We start from the raw sequence: 19,198 nt of genomic DNA on the forward strand, positions 1-19,198 counted from the left end.
TTCGTCGGCAGCGTCAGATGTGTATAAGAGACAGCCCCAGCGATGCCCGCGTCGGCCGGTGCGTTACGGCCTCCCCTCGCGGGTATCGGGCTGCACGGGAGAGGGGGCCGGTGTGCGAGCCGTTGTGCGGGGGTTGGGGCGGGGTGTGGCCGGGGCCGGGGTGGTCGTCACGTTGGCGGCGGCCGGGTGGCTGATGTGGGTGCTGCCCGGGCCGCAGATGGGCGCCGTGCTCGGTTTTGGGCCCGTCGACGGGGTCGTCAGGGTCCACCGCTGCTACGAGGCCACCGACGCGGAGGGCTACACGACCGGTATCGACTGCACCGGCTGGTACACCCCGCGCCGGTCCGGTGAGGCGGCGCGCGAGATCGTGCTGGCCACGGCCGCCGATGAGTACCGGCGCGGCGCCCGGGTGGAGGTGCGGACGGCGAGGGGCCGGGCGTACGAGCTGTCGGGGAGCGCCGTGTTCAACTTCGGCGCGGCCGCCGGTCTGCTGCTCGTACCGTTCCTGACGTTCGCGGCCTGGCTGTTCGCCTGTGCCCGCAGCGGCACCGTGGCGAACGGCGACGGCTACTTCCTCGCCTCCCTGGCCGGCCTGTTCGGCGCCATCCTGCTGGCGGCTGTGGCCGGCCTCCTGGTCGGGATCGGAACCGCCCTGTTCTGACGGAGCACCCGGCAATGGGCAACCGTGAGCAGCCGTGAGCGGCAATGGGCAACCGTGAGCGGCAGCGAGCGGCGCGCACCCGTCGACCGCCCCCCCCCGACCCGTCGACCGCCCCCGAACACCCGTTGACCGCCCCCCGCCCCGCCGGCGGTCCCGTCGGCGGGATGCGGCTCCGGCCAGCCCGTTTCCTTCGGATCATCTGATCGTTGGTTGATGTGCGTCGTTGACTGATGCCCAGTGGGCGCGGATCGAGCCGTTGTTGCCGGATCGGGCGGCGAGGCGGGGTGGGCGGTGGCGTGATCACCCTCAGGTGATCGATGCGATCGCGTTCTGGTACCGGACCGGGACGCCGTGGATGGACCTGCCCGAGTCCTTCGGATCGTGGAAGGGCGCCCACAACCGGCTGCGGAAGTGGGCCGCCGACGGGACCTGGGAGAAGGTCTTCACCACCCTCCTCGCCCAGGCCGACGCCGAAGGCGACCTCGACTGGGTCGTCGCGGTCCACTCCACCATCGTCCGTGCCCACCAGCACGCCGCCGGGGCCCGTCAAAGGGGGCCCCGGACGGCGGGCCGGCTGACCACGCCCTCGGACGGTCCCGCGGCGGACTGACCACGAAGATCCACCTGGCCGCCGACAACCGCTGCCGACCCCCGGCCTTCGACCGCGAGGCCTACAAGCAACGGAACACCGTCGAACGCTGCATCAACAAGCTCAAGGAATGGCGCGGTCTGGCCACCCCCTACGACAAGACCGCCACCATCTGCCTCGCCGGACTCCGCCTCGCCGCCATCTTCATCTGGTCAGCGAGGCCATCCGAAGGGAACGGCCTGGCACCGGACGGCAGAGCAGCAGGACCGAAGGGGCGCGCTCCCGGCCCGGTGCCGGGGGAGCGCTCTGCGCTTCACCGCGTCACTGCATGACGGTCACCGGCGGGTGCCGGGGATCGGTGGGGCACCCGTAGAACTGCAGGGTGTAGCCGCGGCCCACGGTCAGGTCCGTGGGGGCGGCTGACGCGCCCTGCGGTTCCTCGACGGGACGCCAGCTGGAAGTCTCACCCTGCCATTCGGTGTGGTCGAGGGTGAGCAACGGCTCCCCGACGGCCGAGCACTCTCGGCAGCGCAGCTCTTCCGGACCGCCCGAGTCGCGGAACGTGAACGGGGCGGCCCAGCCGCCGGCCTTCCATCCCGCTGCGACGGACAAGTCGTCCCGATAGCCGAGGGATCCGTCCGTCCAGCGGCCGATCCGCTCGGCCAGCTCCCTGTCCAGATCGTGTGCAGCCGGGTACTCGCGGACCTGTTCCGGATGGAGTACGCACGGGACCGGCACCAGCTCGTACGTGCCCACGTACGCAGGCTCCGGCGCGACGGCCAGGACCTCCGCCACGTCGCAGGCCCGTCGCCAGCGCAGCTGGACGGATTCCGTGCCTGGTTGGTCTTCGATGTCGATGAACGGGCACCACAGCACCTGGAGCAGGTCGGTGCCCTCGGGGAACGGCAGGTCGGGCACGTCCCGGGCGTACAGCTGCGCAACCGGGATCAGCGGGTGCGGGCCCTTGGGCAGCAGCGCTGGATCGTGACCGGCGTGGATCCGGGAGACCTCGGCGTGGTCCTCGTCCGTCCAGACGTCGAGGGCGCGGATCCGCCGGAGCGTGCGCACCTCCTCGGGCGTGTTCAACTCGAAGGGGGCGTCGTGCTCCTGCGAGCACGACGCCCACGGCTCACCGGCCGGCCACAGCAGCGGACCGCCCACCGAGCTCTCGTGCACGGTGGGCGAGCCGGGCCGGGGGTGCAGCCGGGTAGCGGTCCTGGACATGCCCACGAGCTCCGGGAACACTGCGGCGACGTCGAGCGGGCGGGGCGGGGTGGTACGGGGCATGCTTCCCTCTCTCGGAACGGCACCCCATATCCAAGCAGTGCGTACGGACACCTGCACGGCCCGGTGCGGCTGTTCGTCGTTTTCGGATCTTGACGGATCGGCCGCGTCGTCCGGTGCCGTGCACTGCAAGGCGGAGGGCTTCCCGCGTACTGGACGTACGGGGGAGGCCCGACAACGCGGTGGGGCGCGAGCCGTCGCAAGATCCGGAAGAGACGGCCTAGCCCTGGGCGGCCGGGCGGTAGGTGCACACGTGCACGCCCGCCGGGCTGATGGCCGTGGCGGTCAGTTCGAGGGTGTGCAGGCCGCCGTCCTCCGGGAAGATCGACTTCCCGCCACCCAGCAGCACCGGCATGATCATGAGCCGCAGTTCGTCGACGAGGCCCTCGCTCAGCAGGGTGCGTACGAGGGTGGGGCTCCCCATGACCACCAGGTCGCCGCCGTCGCCGTCGCGCAGCTCGCGGATGCGGGCGACGGCCTTGCCGCCGTCGATGCGCGTGGTGTTGTTCCAGGTGAGCTCGTCGTCGCCGAGGGTGTCGGACACGACGTACTTCGGGAGGGCGTTCATCCGGTCGGCGAACGGGTCGCCGGCCCGCTCGGGCCACGCCGCGGCCATGTTCTGCCAGGTCCGGCGCCCGTACAGCAGCGCGTCGGCCTTCTCCAGCGCCTCGGTGAAGGAGCCGCCGACGACCTCCGGGTCGAAGAAGGGCTGGGTCCAGCCGCCGTGGGCGAAGTCGCCGTCGTTGTCCTCGCCCTGGCCGCCCGGGGCCTGCACGATGCCGTCGAGGCTGATGAATTCGGTGATGACGATGCGCATGGGACGCGCTCCTCTTCTGTCCGGGTCGGTCGGTGTGTACAGAGCTGAGACCGGCGGGCCCGGCGGAATGCATCGGTCCCGCCGGCTCTTCTCAAGTGATCCGCGTCACATCCCAACGGAGGGCAGGCGCCGGTGGCCGGGCGGCCGGGTGGACGGGTGGACGGTGGCCGGGCGGCCGGGTGCCGGTGGCCGGCGTGACCGCTCGCGCGTTCGGTTGTCTTGAACGTGCGGGATCTGGCTGGAATCAGGTTGTCTTCGGGCCATTTCGGACGGAGAGTTGACACCGTTGTCCGTTCTGTCGTCAGACCCCGGTGAAGACGAGACGAATGGTGCGTCACATCTGCCGGGCGGACGGCGAGTCGGGTCGGAATACCTGATAGACAGTGGATATTCACGGCCGGACCGGCCGCATACCCTTGAACGGCTCCTTGGGGGGATCGCCGCACTGTGAAGCCGCTTCACCGCCACATCGTCAACACCTCGCGCAAGGTCCTGTGCACGGCCGCGCTCGCGGCCAGCCTGACCACTGCCGCGGTCGTGTCCACTCCGTCGACCGCGGATGCGGGAGAGTCCGAACCGACCCCGGACAGCCCGCAGGCAACCGACCGCGGTGACGCCCGGCTCGACCTGCCGGACATCGTCGCCGACCCGCCGCCCGCCGCGGGGACGGGCACGCAGGAGGGCGCCAGCGGTATACCCGCGACCGCCCTCGACGCCTACCACCGCGCCGAGGTGTCCGTGGCCGCCGCGCTGCCCAACTGCAAGCTGCCCTGGCAGCTGCTCGCGGGCATCGGCCGGGTCGAGTCCGTCCACGCCTCCGGCTACGGCCTCAAGGCCGACGGCTACACCGAGAAGCCGATCCGCGGCCCGCGCCTCGACGGCAACGGCTTCGCCGAGATCCGCGACACCGACCGGGGCGAGTACGACGCCGACGTGGTCTACGACCGCGCCGTCGGCCCGATGCAGTTCATCCCCTCGACCTGGGCCACCTGGGGCGCCGACGGCAACGGCGACGCCAAGCGGGACCCGAACAACATCTACGACGCCGCGCTGGGCGCCGGCCTCTACCTGTGCGGCGGCGACCGGAACCTGTCCGTGGCCGCCGAGCTCGACAAGGCGATCCTCAGCTACAACAACTCCCGCGAGTACGTGAACACCGTGCTCGGCTACATGCGCCAGTACCAGCAGGGCGCCACCGAGGTGGCCAACCCGCCGGTCGGGAACTACCCGCCCGCGCAGCCGGGCACCCTGCCCACGCCCCGCCCCCAGAACTCGATCACGCCGACGCCGACCCCCAAGCCGACGCCGACGCCCAAGCCGACCCCCACCCCGACGCCCACGCCCACCCCGACACCGACTCCGACCCCGGAGAAGCCGGCCCCGCACCTGGCGGAGCTGACGGTGCTCGACGGTCCCGGTCTCACCGCCGAGGCGGGCGCGGCCTTCACCGTGGTGCCGCGGGTCAAGCTGATCCTCAGCGACGGCAAGCCCGCCGTCGGCCGGGAAGTGATCTTCGCGGTCGAGGAAGACGCCACCGGTACCCCCGGCACCCTCTTCGGGGCGGCGAAGTCCCTGGTGGTCAAGACGGGCGCCGACGGCATCGCCGCCGCCCCCGGCCTGAAGGCGGGCGCCGCGCCGGGCACCTTCACCCTGCGCGCCTCGGCCTACGACACCACGAGCCGGCTCACGGTGAACTTCGCGGGCAAGGTCACGGCGCCGGCCGCCGACCTGCTCGCCCGCCCCGCGGGATCGAAGCCCCCGACGGCGCAGGCCGGTACGAGCATCAAGGGCGTCGAGGTCCTGGCCACGGCCAAGGGCAAGGCCGTCGCGGTGTCCGGCGTCGTCGCCGGCTTCGGCCAGCAGAAGGACGGCGTGTGGGTGCCGGCCGACCCGGCGGCCGCGAAGGGCCCGTACTTCAAGGACGCGGCCGGCAAGAAGGTCTTCAGCCTCACCCTGGCGGCGACCGCGGCCGACGGCCGGATCGTCCTGCCGGAGCTCCACACGGACGCGGACCTCGCCCCGGGCACCTACCAGCTCCGCCTGGTCACCCCGGAGGACGTGACCCTGGTCATCGACATCGAGATCACCGCCCCGGTCCCGGCCGCCACCCCGAAGTAACCCAGGCCGTACAACGACGACGCCTCGGGGCCCGCACCGTGCACACGGTGCGGGCCCCGAGGCATTTCGGCCCCTCCCGCCCGGGAGGGGAAAGGCAGGAGCCCCGCCGCTCTGCTCGCGCAGAGGTGACGGGGCTCCTTGGGTACTGCTTTTCCAACCCGCGATTGAGGTTGGCCCAGGCGACTAGGCCGGGGTGACGTTCTCCGCCTGCGGGCCCTTCGGACCCTGCGTGACGTCGAAGTTCACCGTCTGGTTCTCCTCGAGGGAGCGGAAGCCAGAGGCGTTGATCGCGGAGTAGTGGACGAAGACATCCGGGCCGCCGCCGTCCTGGGCGATGAAGCCGAAGCCCTTTTCAGCGTTGAACCACTTCACGGTTCCGGTAGCCATGAGCCCTCCTATGGGCCAAAGGGTCGCCCTGCTCCAGAACCTGCTAAGAAGTCTGAAAACTACAAAAGCCCGCGGGTCACATTCTCCGCAGGCCTCGTACTGCAAGGGAAACCAAACTGCAACTTGCGTCGAGCCTAGCACGCACCCTGCGGCGGAGACCAGAGGGAAAGATCACGTCACCCGGACGTTTGAGACCCGCCGCAAGGCTGACGCAGACCGTGGGACTAGTCTCGCGATGTGGACGTCTACCGCAGCCGGCCCCGCGTCGGCCACATTCAGTTCCTGAACTGCCTGCCCCTCTACTGGGGGCTCGCCAGAACCGGCACGCTGCTGGACCTGGAGCTGACCAAGGACACCCCCGAGAAGCTCAGCCAGCGGCTCGTCGAGGGGGAGCTGGACATCGCCCCGATCACCCTCGTCGAATTCCTCCGCAACGCCGACCGGCTCGTCGCCTTCCCGGATCTCGCGGTCGGCTGCGACGGTCCCGTGATGTCCTGCGTGATCGTCTCGCAGGTTCCGCTGGAGCAGCTCGACGGAGCCCGCGTCGCCCTCGGGTCGACCTCCCGTACGTCCGTACGCCTGGCCCAGCTGCTGCTTTCCGAGCAGTACGGCGTACGCCCCGACTACTACACCTGCCCGCCCGACCTGGGCGTGATGATGCAGGAGGCCGACGCCGCCGTACTGATCGGCGACGCCGCACTGCGGGCCTCCCTCCACGACGCGCCCCGGCTCGGACTGACCGTCCACGACCTGGGGCACATGTGGAAGGAGTGGACCGGACTGCCGTTCGTCTTCGCCGTCTGGGCCGCCCGCAAGGACTACCTCGCCCGGGAGCCGGCCGTCGTGCAGAAGGTCCACGAGGCCTTCCTCGCCTCCCGTGACCTGTCCCTCGAAGAGGTCACCAAGGTCGCCGAACAGGCGGCCCGCTGGGAGGCCTTCGACGCGGAGCTGCTGGAACGGTACTTCACGACGCTCGACTTCCGCTTCGGGCCCGATCAGCTCGCCGGCGTACGGGAATTCGCCCGCCGAACCGGACCGACGACGGGGTATCCCGCCGATGTGTCCGTGGAGCTGCTCAGTGCGGTGGCCCAGGAGTGCTGACCGGGTTTACCGCCGGGTTGATGCAAGGTGCCCGGCAGGCGAATGCCCGGTTTCCCGGGAATTCCCGTCCTTTCCGCATTCCTCCGCCGGCGCGGGGAAATGCAAAAGGGTGACGCCCCGCCCCTCTCCCCGGCATGATCGGCAAGGCACCCCCTAGGCTGCTGCCCGGCCGGGGTGCCACAAGGCGCCCGGGATCACGGGGAATTGGGGGACGGCATGCATCCGCTCGAAGCCGGTGAGCCGCGCACCATCGGCGCGTACCGGCTGCTCGGCCGGCTCGGCGCGGGCGGCATGGGCCGCGTCTACCTGGGCCGCAGTGCGGGCGGCCGGACCGTCGCCGTCAAGATCGTGCATCCGCATTTCGCCTCCGACGAGGAGTTCCGGACCCGCTTCCGCCGCGAGGTCGAGGCGGCCCGCCGGGTCGGCGGGGAGTGGACCGCCCCGGTGCTGGACGCGGACCCGGAGGCCCCGGTGCCGTGGGTGGCCACCGGATACGTGGCGGGCCCCTCCCTGGACCGCGCGCTCGCCGCGCACGGGCCGCTCCCCGAGTCCTCGGTACGGGCCATCGGCGCGGGGCTGGCGCGTGCCCTGGTGGCCGTGCACGGCCTGGGCCTGGTCCACCGGGACGTGAAACCGTCGAACGTAATCCTCACCCTCGACGGGCCGCGGCTGATCGACTTCGGGATCGCGCGGGCGACGGACGGCACCGCCTCGCTGACCTCCACCGGCGTGTCCGTCGGCTCGCCCGGCTACATGTCGCCCGAGCAGATCCTCGGCAAGGGGATCACCGGGGCCGCGGACGTGTTCTCGCTCGGCGCGGTGCTGGCCTTCGCGGCGACCGGCCGGCCGCCCTTCAGCGGGGACAACTCGGCCACCCTCCTCTACAAGGTGGTCCACGAGCCGCCCGAGCTCGGCGAGCTCCCGGCCGGCGACCTCCGCGACCTGATCGAGGCCTGCCTGGCCAAGACGGCCGCCGACCGGCCCGCCCCCGCGGCGGTCGCCGACGCCCTCGCCGGGGCACTCGGCGCTCCCGGCTGGCTCCCCGCCCCGCTGGTCGAGGCGGCCAGCCGGGCCGCGGTGGCCCTGCTCGACCTGGACGCCGACCCCTCCGAGGGCGCCGCGGACCCCGGCCCGGCCGCAGCCGCAGCGGGTGCCTCGGCCGGCGCCGCCGGCCCGGCCGTCCCGGAGGCCGTCTCCGGCCCGGTGCCGTTCACCGCCGGGGCGTACACCCCCGCGGGCCCGGGCGTCGGCTTCGGGGCGCCGGACCCCTCGTACGGGGGCCAGGGCGCGGGCTCCCCGTACGCCGTCCCGGCCGCGGGCCCGTACGGCAGTCCCACCGAGACCGCCGGCACAGGTCCGGCCGTCGGCGCGGCCCCCGGGGCGGGCGCGGTGCCGCCGCCGCGGACCGCCTCCGACGGGCGGCAGGTCACCGTCAGTGCCGCCGGGCGCCGGTTCAGCTGCACCGTCGTGCTGGCCGCTGCGGCCGTCCTGGCGGTGCTGTCCGGCGGGATCTACTTCCTGGACCTGCTGCCCGGGGAGGGAGGCGAGCGGCGGGACTCGGCCGATGCCGGGGCGCGCCCCTCCGCCTCCTCGCCGGCCCCGGGCGCCTCGGCCCCCTCGGACCCGGCGCCGAACGCGAGCCCCGCGTCGCCCGCGGCCGGGACCCGCACCGACGTCCCCAAGGAGCTCATCGGCACCTGGAAGGGCACCGTCACCACAGCCCGAGCGCGCCTGACCACCGAGTTCGAGATCACCATCAAGGCGGGCCGGGTCGGCGAGGTCGTCGGCCGCGACAAGTCGATCATCCCCGTCCTCGGCACCGACTGCAGCGGGGACTGGAAGCTCGCCTCGGCGACCGACCGCTCCCTGGTCCTGGACACCTCCGCCGGACCCAACCCGGCGCCCGGCATGTGCTCCAACGGCTCCGCCAACGAGCGCTTCACCCTCAACGAGAACGGAACACTGCACTACAAGTCGGGCGACTCCCCGGCCGGAAACCCCGAAGGAGACCTCACCCGCAGCCCCTGAAATCCGCCGCCGGGCCCTGGCGTAGGCTGGATCGGTCCGGACCCTGAACACAGACACACCGCCGAAAGGTGACTCCCGGTGACCGACCAGGCCGTTCTCCAGTCTGTCCTCGACCGCGCCGCCGAGGGGGGCCGGATCACCAAGGAAGAGGCACTCCACCTCTACCGCCACGCGCCGCTGCACGCGCTGGGGCAGGCGGCCGACGCGGTGCGCCGCCGCCGCTACGCCGGTACCGAGCACATCGCGACGTACATCATCGAGCGGAACATCAACTACACGAACGTGTGCGTCACGGCGTGCAAGTTCTGCGCCTTCTACGCGGCCCCCAAGGACGCGAAGAAGGGCTGGTCCCGCGACCTCGACGACATCCTGCGCCGTTGCGCGGAGACCGTCGAGCTCGGCGGCACGCAGATCATGTTCCAGGGCGGGCACCACCCGGACTACGGCGTCGAGTACTACGAACACCACTTCTCGGCGATCAAGAAGGATTTCCCGCAGCTGGTCATCCACTCCCTCGGCGCGTCCGAGGTCGAGCACATGGCCCGGATCTCCGGCGTCTCCGCCGAGGAGGCCATCCAGCGGATCCACGCCGCCGGCCTCGACTCCTTCGCCGGCGCCGGCGCCGAGCTGCTGCCGGCCCGGCCGCGCAAGGCGATCGCCCCGCTCAAGGAGTCCGGCGAGCGCTGGCTGGAGATCATGGAGATCGCCCACAAGCTGGGTGTGGAGTCCACCTCCACCATGCTGATGGGCACCGGCGAGACCAACGCCGAGCGCATCGAGCACATCGCCATGATCAGGGACACGCAGGACCGCACGGGCGGCTTCCGCGCCTTCATCCCGTACACCTACCAGCCCGAGAACAACCACCTCAAGGGCCGGACCCAGGCGACGATCTTCGAGTACCTGCGCATGATCGCGATCGCGCGCCTGTTCCTCGACAACATCGCCCACATCCAGGGCTCCTGGCTGACCGTCGGCAAGGAGGCGGGCCAGCTCTCGCTGCACTACGGCGCGGACGACCTCGGCTCGATCATGCTGGAGGAGAACGTCGTCTCCTCGGCCGGCGCCAAGCACCGCTCCAACCGCCAGGAGATCATCGACCTGATCCGCAAGGCGGGCCGTACGCCGGCGCAGCGCGCGACGACGTACGAGCACCTCCTGGTGCACGACGACCCGGCGAACGACCCGGCCGACGACCGCGTCGTCTCGCACATCTCCTCCACCGCCATCGAGGGCGGCACCGCGCATCCCGAGCTGAAGCTCATCTCCGCGAACTGATGCGTCCGACACGATGCTGACGCTGCACGCCGCCGAACTCCTCGTCACCGGACCGGGATCCGCGCCGCTGGAAGGCGGTGCGGTCCTCGTCGAGGGGGACCGGATCGCCCGGGTGGGTCCGTACGAGGAGCTCGGCGCGGCCCATTCGCACGCCCGGGTCCGCCGCTGGCCGGGGGTGCTCACCCCCGGGCTGCTGGTGCGCGGGGCGGACGAGCTGCTGGAGCGGACGTACTACCCGGACGACCCCTACGAGGTCACGGAGCTCGGCGCGGACCCGATCAGCGGCGCGGAAGCGCTGGACGCCCTGAAGATGACCGAGGCGCGGTGGGGCAACAGCGCACGGCGCGGCACGCAGCGGCTGCTGGCCCGCGGGGTGGTGGCGGTGTGCGGCCGCTTCACGGTCGCGGCGGTGCGCACGGCGCTGTCCCGCTCGGGCCTGACGATCCTGCCGCCGGCGCCCTACGAGGGGCGGCCGGCCCTGGATCCGTTCGCGGGCCGGGAGTCGGCGGCGGAGGCCTTCCACGGGGTGCTGGAGCCGGGCGCGGCGGCGCGCTTCGCGGTGTTCGCCGTGGCGGACGAGGCCGAGCTGCTGGCGCGGGGCGCGACCACGTGCGTGGCCACCGTCATCGGGGGGCGGCTGCTGCACCGCCGCCGCTGAGCCGGTCGTCGCCGAGCCGGTCGCCGGGCCCGTCGTCGCGGAGTCCGTCGGCGGCGGGTGCCTGCTCGTGGGGCGGGAGGTCGGCCGGTCTGCTGCCCTCCCGGGCGAGGGCGGCCAGCAGGCAGGCCTGGAGGCGGCTGATCCCGCCGAGCTTGGCCCGTATGTTCACGACGTGGAACTTGACCGTGCTGACGGACAGTTGGAGCTCTCCGGCGAGTTCCCGGTTGGAGGCGCCGGTGGCCAGGCACAGGAACACCGCGGATTCCTGCTCGGTCAGCATCGCTTCGAACGACCGGTCCCCGTGCTGCGCCGGCGGCCCGTCCGGCTCCTCGTACGAGGGGAACCACGGTGGGACGCTGAAGCTGACGACGCGCACGGTTCCACTCCTCGATCCCCCCGGGCGGCCCCTCCGTCGGCCGTCCTTTCCCTAGAGGACGGACGGACCCGACAGATAGGTTCCGTTCGCGTCGAACGGCCAGGCATTGGACTTGCACCCGTCCAGGCCCTTGATCTGCTGCATCATCGCCGGGGCGGGCTTTCCGGGGCCCGGGCAGCCCTCGTGGCCGCGGCCGATCTCGTGCCCGACCTCGTGGTTGACGATCAGCGCCCGGTACTCCTCCACCGAACCGCTGAACTGGGGCGAACCCTCCTTCCAGCGCTTGAGGTTCACCACCACGGTGTGTCCGACCCGGCAGTTGGTCTCGCCGATGAGCTCCGGTGTGACCACGTCGCACAGGAGGTCGGTGGTGCCGGGCGAGGCGATCTTGACGGTGAAGTCCACCGGCTGGCCCGCTCCCACGAGCTGGAAGCCGTACCGCGGGTCCTTGGTCCAGCCGCGCGGATCGCCGAGGATCGCCTCCACGGAGCGGGCGGCCGCCTCCGGGTCGATCCCGCTGCCCTCTTCGACCTCCAGCCGCCAGCGCCGGGTCGTCCCCTTGCCCTGCACGCCGCCGGCGGCGGTGGAGCCGGCGAAGGTGCCGGGCTTGCCCGGCGTCGTCGCGGGGGCGCCGGTGGACGGCGAGGGCGAGGCGGGCTGCGGCGAGGGTGCGGCGGGGGAGGGCTTGGCCTCGGGAGACTTCGCGCCGCCCTGCGGGAGCGGGTTCCCCGCGGCGTCGGTGCCCTCCCCGTCCGGTGCGTCGGTCCGGGTGGCGGTGCGGCCCTTGGCGGCTGCGGTGGTCTCGTCCTCGGGGAGCAGCGCGTAGGCGGTCGCCGAGACGGCGACGAGTGCCGCCGAGCCGATGAGGATCGTGCGCCGCAGCCGCCTGCGCCGTTCGGCCCGGCGCCTGGCGCGCGGGCCGTCACGGCGGGAACGACCGGTGGAATGGCCTGCCGGCATCGTGAAGCTTCCTGTTCGTGGCGGCCACTGCCGGACCCGCCCACGGTTGCGGTTCTGATCCGGTGGGTGACCCTCACCGGGCCGCACCCTGGCAGTCAACGCGCATGCGACGTCGCAGCGTAACTGTCCTTCGGACCAGTTCTACGTTCGGGTACGGGTCCAGCACGGCGGGGTACGGCGGAGCCCGCGCCGCCCGGGCCGGTGCGGCCTGAGAGGATGGGGCCGTACCCGCCGATCCGCATCGCAACACGAGGGGCGAACGCCAGTGACAAGGGCCTCCCTGGACAAGCAGCCGCACGAAGTCGCCTCCATGTTCGACAGGGTCGCGGCGAACTACGACCTGACCAACGACGTCCTCTCGCTCGGCCAGGACCGGGTGTGGCGCAAGGAGGTCGCCAAGGCGGTCGACGCGCGCCCCGGACAGAGGGTCCTCGACCTGGCCGCCGGTACGGCGACGTCCTCGCTGCCCTTCGCGGCGACCGGCGCGTACGTGGTCCCGTGCGACTTCTCCCTGGGCATGCTCATGGAGGGCAAGAAGCGGAACGCCTGGCTTCCGCTGACCGCCGGCGACGCGACGAGGCTGCCGTTCAAGGACGACGTCTTCGACACGGTGACGATCTCCTTCGGCCTGCGCAACGTCCAGGACACCGACGCGGCACTGCGCGAGCTGTACCGGGTGACCAAGCCCGGCGGGCAGGTCGTGATCTGCGAGTTCTCGCAGCCCACCTGGGCCCCCTTCCGGACCGTCTACACCGAGTACCTGATGCGCGCGCTGCCGCCCGTCGCCCGCGCGGTGTCGTCCAACCCCGACGCGTACGTGTACCTGGCCGAGTCCATCCGCGCATGGCCCGACCAGCCTGCGCTGGCCGCCCTGCTGCAGAAGGCAGGCTGGTCCAAGGTCGCCTGGCGCAACCTCAGCGGCGGCATCGTCGCGCTGCACAGAGGCACCAAGGACTGACCGCCGTGCCCGACGCCCTGCCGCCCGACGCCGTGTCCACGGACTACAAGCCCCTGCTGGAGCGGATCGCCGCCGACATCGCCCCGCTGCTGGGCAGTGGCACGCCCGCGGAGTACATCCCGGCGCTCGCCGCCGTGGACCCGGGGCAGTTCGGGATGGCCGTGGCCGATCTCGACGGCAACGTCTTCGGGGTGGGGGACTGGCAGGTGCCCTTCTCCGCCCAGTCGATCACGAAGGTCTTCGCGCTCGCGCTGGCGCTGGCCGAGGGGGGCGACAGCCTGTGGGAGCGGGTCGGCCGGGAGCCCTCGGGCAACCCGTTCAACTCGCTCGTGCAGCTGGAGTACGAGAACGGCATTCCGCGCAATCCGTTCATCAACGCGGGGGCCCTCGTGGTCACCGACCGGCTCCAGACGCTGACGGGCGACGCGAGCAGCGAAGTGCTGGAGTTCCTGCGGCAGGAGAGCCAGAACCCGGACATAGGCTTCGACGCCGAGGTGGCCGCCTCCGAGCAGGGCCACGGGGACCGCAACGCGGCCCTGGCCCACTTCATGGCCTCGTACGGGAACATCGACAACCCGGTGCCGGCGCTGCTGGAGCACTACTTCTGGCAGTGCTCCATCGAGATGAGCTGCGCCGACCTGGCGCGCGCCGGACGGTTCCTGGCCCGGCACGGGCTGCGCGCCGACGGCTCGCGGCTGCTGACGCGCAGCGAGGCCAAGCAGGTCAACGCGGTGATGATGACCTGCGGGACGTACGACGCGGCGGGCGAGTTCGCCTACCGCGTCGGGCTGCCCGGCAAGAGCGGGGTGGGCGGCGGGATCGTCGCCGTCGTCCCGGGCCGGTGCGCGCTCGCGGTGTGGAGCCCGGGCCTGGACGCCCGCGGCAACTCGGTCGCGGGCGTCGCGGCGCTGGACCGCTTCACGACCCTGACGGGCCTCTCCGTGTTCTAGGGGTGTCCGGCCCTGACCCGCCGGACACCCCCACGGTCACCCCGCGGACACGTCCTGGAGGGCGAGCGCGTAGCGGCGGGCCGGGTTGCCGCCCGGGGTGGTGAACTCCTCGGCCAGGGTCATGCCCAGCCGCTCCGCCACGGCCACGGAGCGGGCGTTGCCGGCGTGGATCATCGCCACCACCCGCGGGATCCCGGCCTCGCGGACCCGGTCCAGGGTGGCCAGCGCCGCGGCGTACGCGTAGCCGCGGCCCCAGGCCGCCCGCCCGAGCCGCCAGCCGATCTCGATCTCCCCGACCGGGCCCCACGCCTTGTCCGCCGGCCACGGCTGCGCCCCGGTGAAGCCGATCACCTCGCCGTCGCCGTCCAGCAGCGTCCACAGGCAGAGGCCGAGCTGTGCGTCGTGCATGCGCTGGCGCGCGGTGAACTCCTCGTACTCCGACAGCTCGGCGGGGCCTCCGAGGAACTCCATGACATCGGCGTCGTTGAAGACGCGGTGCCAGGCGTGCGCGTCCTCGTCGGTGGGCACGCGCAGCCGCACCGCGGGGAGCGGCGGCCGGGTCGGCGAAGTCGTCATCGGGGCAGCCCTTCGGATCGCGATCACTCTCGCTGCATAGACTGCACGTGTCCGGTGCCGTTGGGCACCCTTTATCGAGCCTTCGGGAGACCCCGCAGTGACCGAGCTCCTCTCCGAACACTCCGCGGACGTGATCGTCGTCGGGGCCGGGCCCGCCGGCTCGACCACCGCCTACTACCTCGCCAAGGCCGGATTGGACGTCCTGCTGCTGGAGAAGACGGCGTTCCCGCGCGAGAAGGTGTGCGGCGACGGCCTGACCCCGCGCGCCACCAAGCAGCTGGTGGCGATGGGCATCGACATCTCCGAAGAGGCCGGCTGGCTCCGCAACAAGGGCCTGAGGATCATCGGCGGCGGGCAGCGGCTCCAGCTGGACTGGCCGGAACTCGCCTCCTACCCGGAGTACGGACTCGTCCGCAAGCGCGACGACTTCGACGAGATCCTGGCCCGCCAGGCGCAGAAGGCCGGCGCCCGGCTGTACGAGCGCTGCAACGTCGGCGAGCCGGTCCGCGACGCCCGTACCGGCCGGATCACGGGCGTGCAGGCGAAGCTGGGCGAGGAGAAGACCCCGGTCACCTTCCACGCCCCGCTGGTCGTCGCGGCCGACGGCAACTCCTCGCGGCTGTCCCTGGCCATGGGCCTGCACCGGCGCGAGGACCGCCCGATGGGCGTCGCGGTGCGCACGTACTTCACCTCGCCGCGGCACGACGACGACTACCTGGAGTCCTGGCTGGAGCTGTGGGACCGGCGCGGTCCGCAGGACCGGCTGCTGCCCGGCTACGGCTGGATCTTCGGCATGGGCGACGGGACGTCCAACGTCGGCCTCGGCATCCTCAACTCCTCCTCGGCCTTCAAGGAGCTGGACTGGCGCGAGGTCCTCAAGGCCTGGTGCGCCTCGATGCCGGAGGACTGGGGCTACACCCCGGAGAACATGACGCAGCCGATCCGCGGTGCGGCGCTGCCGATGGCCTTCAACCGGCAGCCGCACTACACCAAGGGCCTGCTGCTGGTCGGTGACGCGGGCGGTCTCGTCAACCCGTTCAACGGCGAGGGCATCGCGTACGCCATGGAGTCGGGCCAGATCGCGGCCGACGTCATCGTGCAGGCGCAGGCCCGGTCCACCCCGGCGCAGCGCGAGCTGGCGCTGCACAACTACCCGAAGGTGCTCAAGGAGACCTACGGCGGCTACTACACGCTGGGCCGCGCCTTCGTGAAGCTGATCGGCAACCCGAAGGTCATGAAGGTCGCCACGCAGCGCGGCCTCACCCACCCGCTGCTGATGAAGTTCACGCTGAAGATGCTGGCCAACCTGACCGACCCGGCGGGCGGCGACGCGATGGACCGCATCATCAACGGCCTCTCGAAGGTGGCCCCGAAGGCCTGAGGCCGGCGCAGGGCGCTCACGAAGGACGGCGGTCCCCGGTACCCCGGTGTTCCGGGTCGGGGCCGCCGTGCACGCTGCGCACGCTCCGGGCCAGCAGGACCAGGCCGCACACCAGCAGGGCGCCCGAGACGGTCCAGCCGGTCGCGAGGAGGAGGGCGTGCCCCGGCTTCTGCCAGGGGCGGGTGGTGTTCAGCAGCCAGCCCCCGACGGCGAGGAGCCCGAGGCCGAGGGCGGCCCGGACCGCGGTGGGGTCGCCGGCCTCGTGGTGCTCGTACGGCTGTGTGCCCACGGGACCACCACCTCCAGGGTCTGACGCTCGGGGCCTGCCCCGCTATCTTCGCAGGGACCGGAACGCCGCGTACCGGCGCCCACGACAACGGCCGCAGGGCCGGTACTCCACCCCCGAGCGGGGGAGTACCGGCCCTGCGGCCGTGTCTGCTGCCGTGGTCCGAGCGGGGCTCAGGAGGGGGCTCAGAGGACGCGGACGGCGCCCGTCGGCTTGTCGTAGCTCAGGTTGCGCTCGACGATGCCCGTGCTGGGGTTCTGCGCGCCGACGAACTTGCCGCCGCCGACGTAGATGGCGACGTGGTACGCGCTGCCCTTGGAGCCCCAGTAGAGGATGTCGCCCGGCTGAAGGGCGTTCAGGGAGACGGACGTACCGGCCGTGGACTGCGCCTGGGACATGCGCGGCAGGGAGATGCCGGCCTGGCGGTAGGCGGCCTGGACGAGGCCGGAGCAGTCGAAGGAGGACGGGCCGGTGCCACCCATCACGTAGGCCTTGCCGACCTGCGCGCGGGCGAAGTTGACGATGGCGGCGGCGGAGCCGGTGGCCGGGGCCGTCACGGTGCCGGTGCCCTGTGGGGCCTTGGCGGCGGTGGAGGTGCTCTTCAGCGCGGTGCGGTCGGAGTCGCGGGTGGCGCGCTCGGCCTCGGCCTTGCGGTCGGCCTCCTCCTTCGCCTTCTTCTCCGCGGCCTTCTGGGCCGTCTCCTTGGCCTGCTTCGCCTCGGCGGCGGCGCCGGTGCGGGCGCTCTCCTCCTGGGCGGTCAGTTCGCCTTCCACGGCGGCCAGACGGGTGTTCTCGGCGGCCGTGGTGACCGCGGAGGAGACCTCGGCGGCCAGGTCCAGGTTCAGGACCGGCATTTCGAGCGTCGTCTCGGCCACGGGCTCGGACGGGGACGCGCTCGCGGTGCCGGCCATGGCCAGGGTGCTGAGGACGCCACCGGCAACTCCGGCGCGGACCGCGAGCTTCGAGGCGCTGCGGCGGGGCTTCCGGTGGCTGGGTATGTGAGCGGTGTGGGACATGAGAACAACCGCTATCAGGGCGTCAGGGGTCCCTTCAAGAAACGTGGGGTGCGCCACAGTTGCGCGCGAAGGGCGCGAACCGGGCGCGTCACGCTTCTTATTGACGCCGTAACGGGCGAAACGGACACGCCTTCACAAGGCTGTGATCATGGGGTTTCAGAATTAAGTCCGAATTGATCCACGGACTACCATCCCTCCGCACAGATGGCCAAGCCCGCTTTCGGAACGCTTGATTCAGAGTGGCGCAGGTCACAGGAGGATCACGCCATGCGGACGCTGTGGCCGGTCCGTGACCTTCCTGTGAAGCGGGCCCTCGCGCGCCGCCGGGAAGATCGTGAACGGATGCACGCACTCGGTGCCCCGCCGCACCCTCGTGTGCCCTGCGTCCACCTCCGTACGCGCGGGCCCCCCGACCGGGCGACACGGATCCCCTTACCATCACAGACCCTTCCAGGCCAATTTGCCTGCAGTCGCCATCGTTTGATAGGGCGGTGCGCCGTTCACCTGCGACAACGGGCTCGAATGTCACCTTTGGTGATCATGCGGATGCTTCGCGTATGAAGATCACCACTCATCGGACTTCATGATCGTTCGTCAGGTGGTGGAGATCACAAACTCGGTGTTGTTACCCGTGTCGCAGATCACAGACGAGCAGGCATAAGATGCGCACCAGTCCGGCTTGTGAACTGCCTCACATGTGCACGATCTTCGCGAGGCGGGGCACGCCCCCGCTCCCACCGGGAGGGGCTCCGGCCGGCGGCGGTCCAACGGTCAAGGACGACTGGAAGGAGCGAGGAGCGTGAATGCGTACGCGCCCATCCTCGTGCTCGGCGCCCTCGGCGCAGGGTTTGCGATCTTCTCCGTGGTCATGGCCACGCTGATCGGTCCAAAGCGGTACAACCGGGCGAAGCTCGAAGCCTACGAGTGCGGCATCGAGCCGACACCGATGCCGGCCGGCGGCGGCCGCTTCCCCATCAAGTACTACCTGACGGCGATGCTCTTCATCGTCTTCGACATCGAGGTTGTCTTCCTCTACCCCTGGGCCGTCACCTTCGACTCCCTGGGGATCTTCGGGCTCGTCGAGATGCTGCTCTTCGTGCTCACCGTCTTCGTCGCCTACGCCTACGTATGGCGCCGCGGCGGCCTGGAATGGGACTGAGGGGCTGAATTTCCCATGGGACTGGAAGAGAAGCTGCCGAGCGGCTTTCTGCTGACCACCGTCGAACAGGCCGCGGGGTGGGTGCGCAAGTCGTCCGTCTTCCCGGCGACCTTCGGCCTCGCCTGCTGCGCCATCGAGATGATGACGACCGGAGCGGGCCGGTACGACCTGGCCCGCTTCGGCATGGAGGTCTTCCGCGGCTCCCCGCGCCAGGCCGACCTGATGATCGTGGCCGGACGGGTCAGCCAGAAGATGGCGCCGGTGCTGCGCCAGGTGTACGACCAGATGCCCGCTCCCAAATGGGTCATCTCCATGGGGGTTTGTGCATCTTCAGGCGGAATGTTCAACAACTACGCGATCGTCCAGGGCGTCGACCACATCGTCCCGGTGGACATCTACCTCCCCGGCTGCCCGCCCCGCCCCGAGATGCTGATGGACGCCATCCTCAAGCTCCACCAGAAGATCCAGGGCGGAAAGCTCGGCGTGAACCGGGAGGAAGCGGCCCGCGAGGCGGAGGCGGCGGCCCTCAAGGCCCTCCCCACCATTGAGATGAAGGGGCTGCTCCGGTGAGCGAGACCCAAGAGCCCGACCACGGCAACGGCACCGACGCGGGTG

Annotated in this window: 19 protein-coding genes and 1 pseudogene; 12 read left to right on the forward strand and 8 right to left on the reverse strand. The window is 71.5% G+C overall.

Going from position 1 to position 19,198, the window contains the following annotated elements:
- Positions 1-112 precede the first annotated feature (112 nt).
- Both IH80_RS0108215 and IH80_RS41975 read left to right on the forward strand, forming a co-directional pair.
- Positions 113-661 (forward strand): hypothetical protein, encoded by a 549-nt coding sequence (locus IH80_RS0108215; RefSeq protein ID WP_158943335.1) that lies wholly within the window; start codon positions 113-115, stop codon positions 659-661.
- 223 nt (positions 662-884) lie between these two features.
- A pseudogene (locus tag IH80_RS41975) lies at positions 885-1,462 on the forward strand (IS5 family transposase); the annotation flags it as partial.
- Positions 1,463-1,571: 109 nt separating this feature from the next.
- Here IH80_RS41975 and IH80_RS0108225 read toward each other — a convergent pair.
- Positions 1,572-2,537 (reverse strand): hypothetical protein, encoded by a 966-nt coding sequence (locus tag IH80_RS0108225; RefSeq protein WP_030958891.1) that lies wholly within the window; start codon positions 2,535-2,537, stop codon positions 1,572-1,574.
- Positions 2,538-2,754: 217 nt separating this feature from the next.
- Positions 2,755-3,351: a dihydrofolate reductase family protein gene (locus tag IH80_RS0108230; RefSeq protein WP_030958893.1), complete on the reverse strand. Its 597-nt coding sequence runs from the start codon at positions 3,349-3,351 to the stop codon at positions 2,755-2,757.
- A gap of 447 nt (positions 3,352-3,798) precedes the next feature.
- Between IH80_RS0108230 and IH80_RS44600 the strand changes: the two genes are divergently transcribed.
- A complete protein-coding gene (locus IH80_RS44600) occupies positions 3,799-5,469 on the forward strand; it encodes a lytic transglycosylase domain-containing protein (RefSeq protein ID WP_234432165.1) in 1,671 nt (556 codons plus the stop codon).
- A gap of 183 nt (positions 5,470-5,652) precedes the next feature.
- Here the strand turns inward: IH80_RS44600 and IH80_RS0108240 are convergent, their stop codons facing one another.
- The gene (locus tag IH80_RS0108240; protein WP_030012116.1) at positions 5,653-5,856 is read right to left on the reverse strand and encodes a cold-shock protein; all 204 of its coding nucleotides are present in this window, start codon (positions 5,854-5,856) and stop codon (positions 5,653-5,655) included.
- A 237-nt stretch (positions 5,857-6,093) separates the two neighbouring features.
- On the opposite strand from IH80_RS0108240, the gene IH80_RS0108245 reads away from it, so the two are divergent.
- The 4 genes from IH80_RS0108245 to IH80_RS0108260 all read left to right on the forward strand — a co-directional run bounded on the left by IH80_RS0108245 (position 6,094) and on the right by IH80_RS0108260 (position 10,921).
- Positions 6,094-6,957, forward strand: a complete 864-nt coding sequence (locus IH80_RS0108245; RefSeq protein WP_030958895.1) for a menaquinone biosynthetic enzyme MqnA/MqnD family protein — start codon at positions 6,094-6,096, stop codon at positions 6,955-6,957.
- Positions 6,958-7,173: 216 nt separating this feature from the next.
- Positions 7,174-8,985, forward strand: coding sequence for a serine/threonine-protein kinase (locus tag IH80_RS0108250; protein WP_030958897.1), 1,812 nt, complete (start codon positions 7,174-7,176; stop codon positions 8,983-8,985).
- A gap of 78 nt (positions 8,986-9,063) precedes the next feature.
- On the forward strand, positions 9,064-10,263 hold the full coding sequence (mqnC, locus tag IH80_RS0108255; RefSeq protein ID WP_030958899.1) for a cyclic dehypoxanthinyl futalosine synthase: 1,200 nt from the start codon (positions 9,064-9,066) through the stop codon (positions 10,261-10,263).
- A gap of 13 nt (positions 10,264-10,276) precedes the next feature.
- Positions 10,277-10,921 (forward strand): imidazolonepropionase-like domain-containing protein, encoded by a 645-nt coding sequence (locus IH80_RS0108260; RefSeq protein WP_030958901.1) that lies wholly within the window; start codon positions 10,277-10,279, stop codon positions 10,919-10,921.
- On the opposite strand, the gene IH80_RS0108265 is transcribed toward IH80_RS0108260, so the two are convergent.
- Complete coding sequence (locus tag IH80_RS0108265; protein WP_030958903.1) at positions 10,887-11,297, reverse strand: response regulator transcription factor; 411 nt, start codon at positions 11,295-11,297, stop codon at positions 10,887-10,889. The two genes, IH80_RS0108260 and IH80_RS0108265, sit on opposite strands and share 35 nt — an antisense overlap.
- A 51-nt stretch (positions 11,298-11,348) precedes the next feature.
- Positions 11,349-12,257 carry a DUF3152 domain-containing protein gene (locus tag IH80_RS0108270; protein ID WP_030958904.1) on the reverse strand — a complete coding sequence of 303 codons (909 nt, stop codon included), beginning with the start codon at positions 12,255-12,257 and terminating at the stop codon, positions 11,349-11,351.
- Positions 12,258-12,522: 265 nt separating this feature from the next.
- Here IH80_RS0108270 and IH80_RS0108275 point away from each other — a divergent pair, with 265 nt between their 5' ends.
- Positions 12,523-13,215 carry a demethylmenaquinone methyltransferase gene (locus IH80_RS0108275; protein ID WP_030958905.1) on the forward strand — a complete coding sequence of 231 codons (693 nt, stop codon included), beginning with the start codon at positions 12,523-12,525 and terminating at the stop codon, positions 13,213-13,215.
- Between the two features lie 32 nt (positions 13,216-13,247).
- Positions 13,248-14,165, forward strand: a complete 918-nt coding sequence (locus IH80_RS0108280; protein ID WP_030958906.1) for a glutaminase — start codon at positions 13,248-13,250, stop codon at positions 14,163-14,165.
- A gap of 36 nt (positions 14,166-14,201) precedes the next feature.
- On the opposite strand, the gene IH80_RS0108285 is transcribed toward IH80_RS0108280, so the two are convergent.
- Entirely contained in the window at positions 14,202-14,741 is a 540-nt protein-coding gene (locus tag IH80_RS0108285; protein ID WP_030958908.1) for a GNAT family N-acetyltransferase, read from the reverse strand.
- Between the two features lie 97 nt (positions 14,742-14,838).
- Between IH80_RS0108285 and IH80_RS0108290 the strand changes: the two genes are divergently transcribed.
- On the forward strand, positions 14,839-16,122 hold the full coding sequence (locus IH80_RS0108290; protein ID WP_030653424.1) for a geranylgeranyl reductase family protein: 1,284 nt from the start codon (positions 14,839-14,841) through the stop codon (positions 16,120-16,122).
- Positions 16,123-16,138: 16 nt separating this feature from the next.
- On the opposite strand, the gene IH80_RS0108295 is transcribed toward IH80_RS0108290, so the two are convergent.
- The gene (locus tag IH80_RS0108295) at positions 16,139-16,411 is read right to left on the reverse strand and encodes a hypothetical protein (protein WP_030958910.1); all 273 of its coding nucleotides are present in this window, start codon (positions 16,409-16,411) and stop codon (positions 16,139-16,141) included.
- A 182-nt stretch (positions 16,412-16,593) separates the two neighbouring features.
- Positions 16,594-17,424 (reverse strand): C40 family peptidase, encoded by an 831-nt coding sequence (locus tag IH80_RS0108300; protein WP_030958912.1) that lies wholly within the window; start codon positions 17,422-17,424, stop codon positions 16,594-16,596.
- A 799-nt stretch (positions 17,425-18,223) separates the two neighbouring features.
- Here IH80_RS0108300 and IH80_RS0108305 point away from each other — a divergent pair.
- Together IH80_RS0108305 and IH80_RS0108310 are read left to right on the forward strand one after the other, a co-directional pair.
- Positions 18,224-18,583 (forward strand): NADH-quinone oxidoreductase subunit A, encoded by a 360-nt coding sequence (locus IH80_RS0108305; protein ID WP_030010013.1) that lies wholly within the window; start codon positions 18,224-18,226, stop codon positions 18,581-18,583.
- Positions 18,584-18,598: 15 nt separating this feature from the next.
- Positions 18,599-19,153: a NuoB/complex I 20 kDa subunit family protein gene (locus IH80_RS0108310; RefSeq protein ID WP_030028258.1), complete on the forward strand. Its 555-nt coding sequence runs from the start codon at positions 18,599-18,601 to the stop codon at positions 19,151-19,153.
- Positions 19,154-19,198 lie beyond the last annotated feature (45 nt).

This window comes from Streptomyces sp. NRRL S-378 (genome assembly GCF_000720645.1).
Taxonomy (GTDB): Bacteria; Actinomycetota; Actinomycetes; order Streptomycetales; family Streptomycetaceae; genus Streptomyces.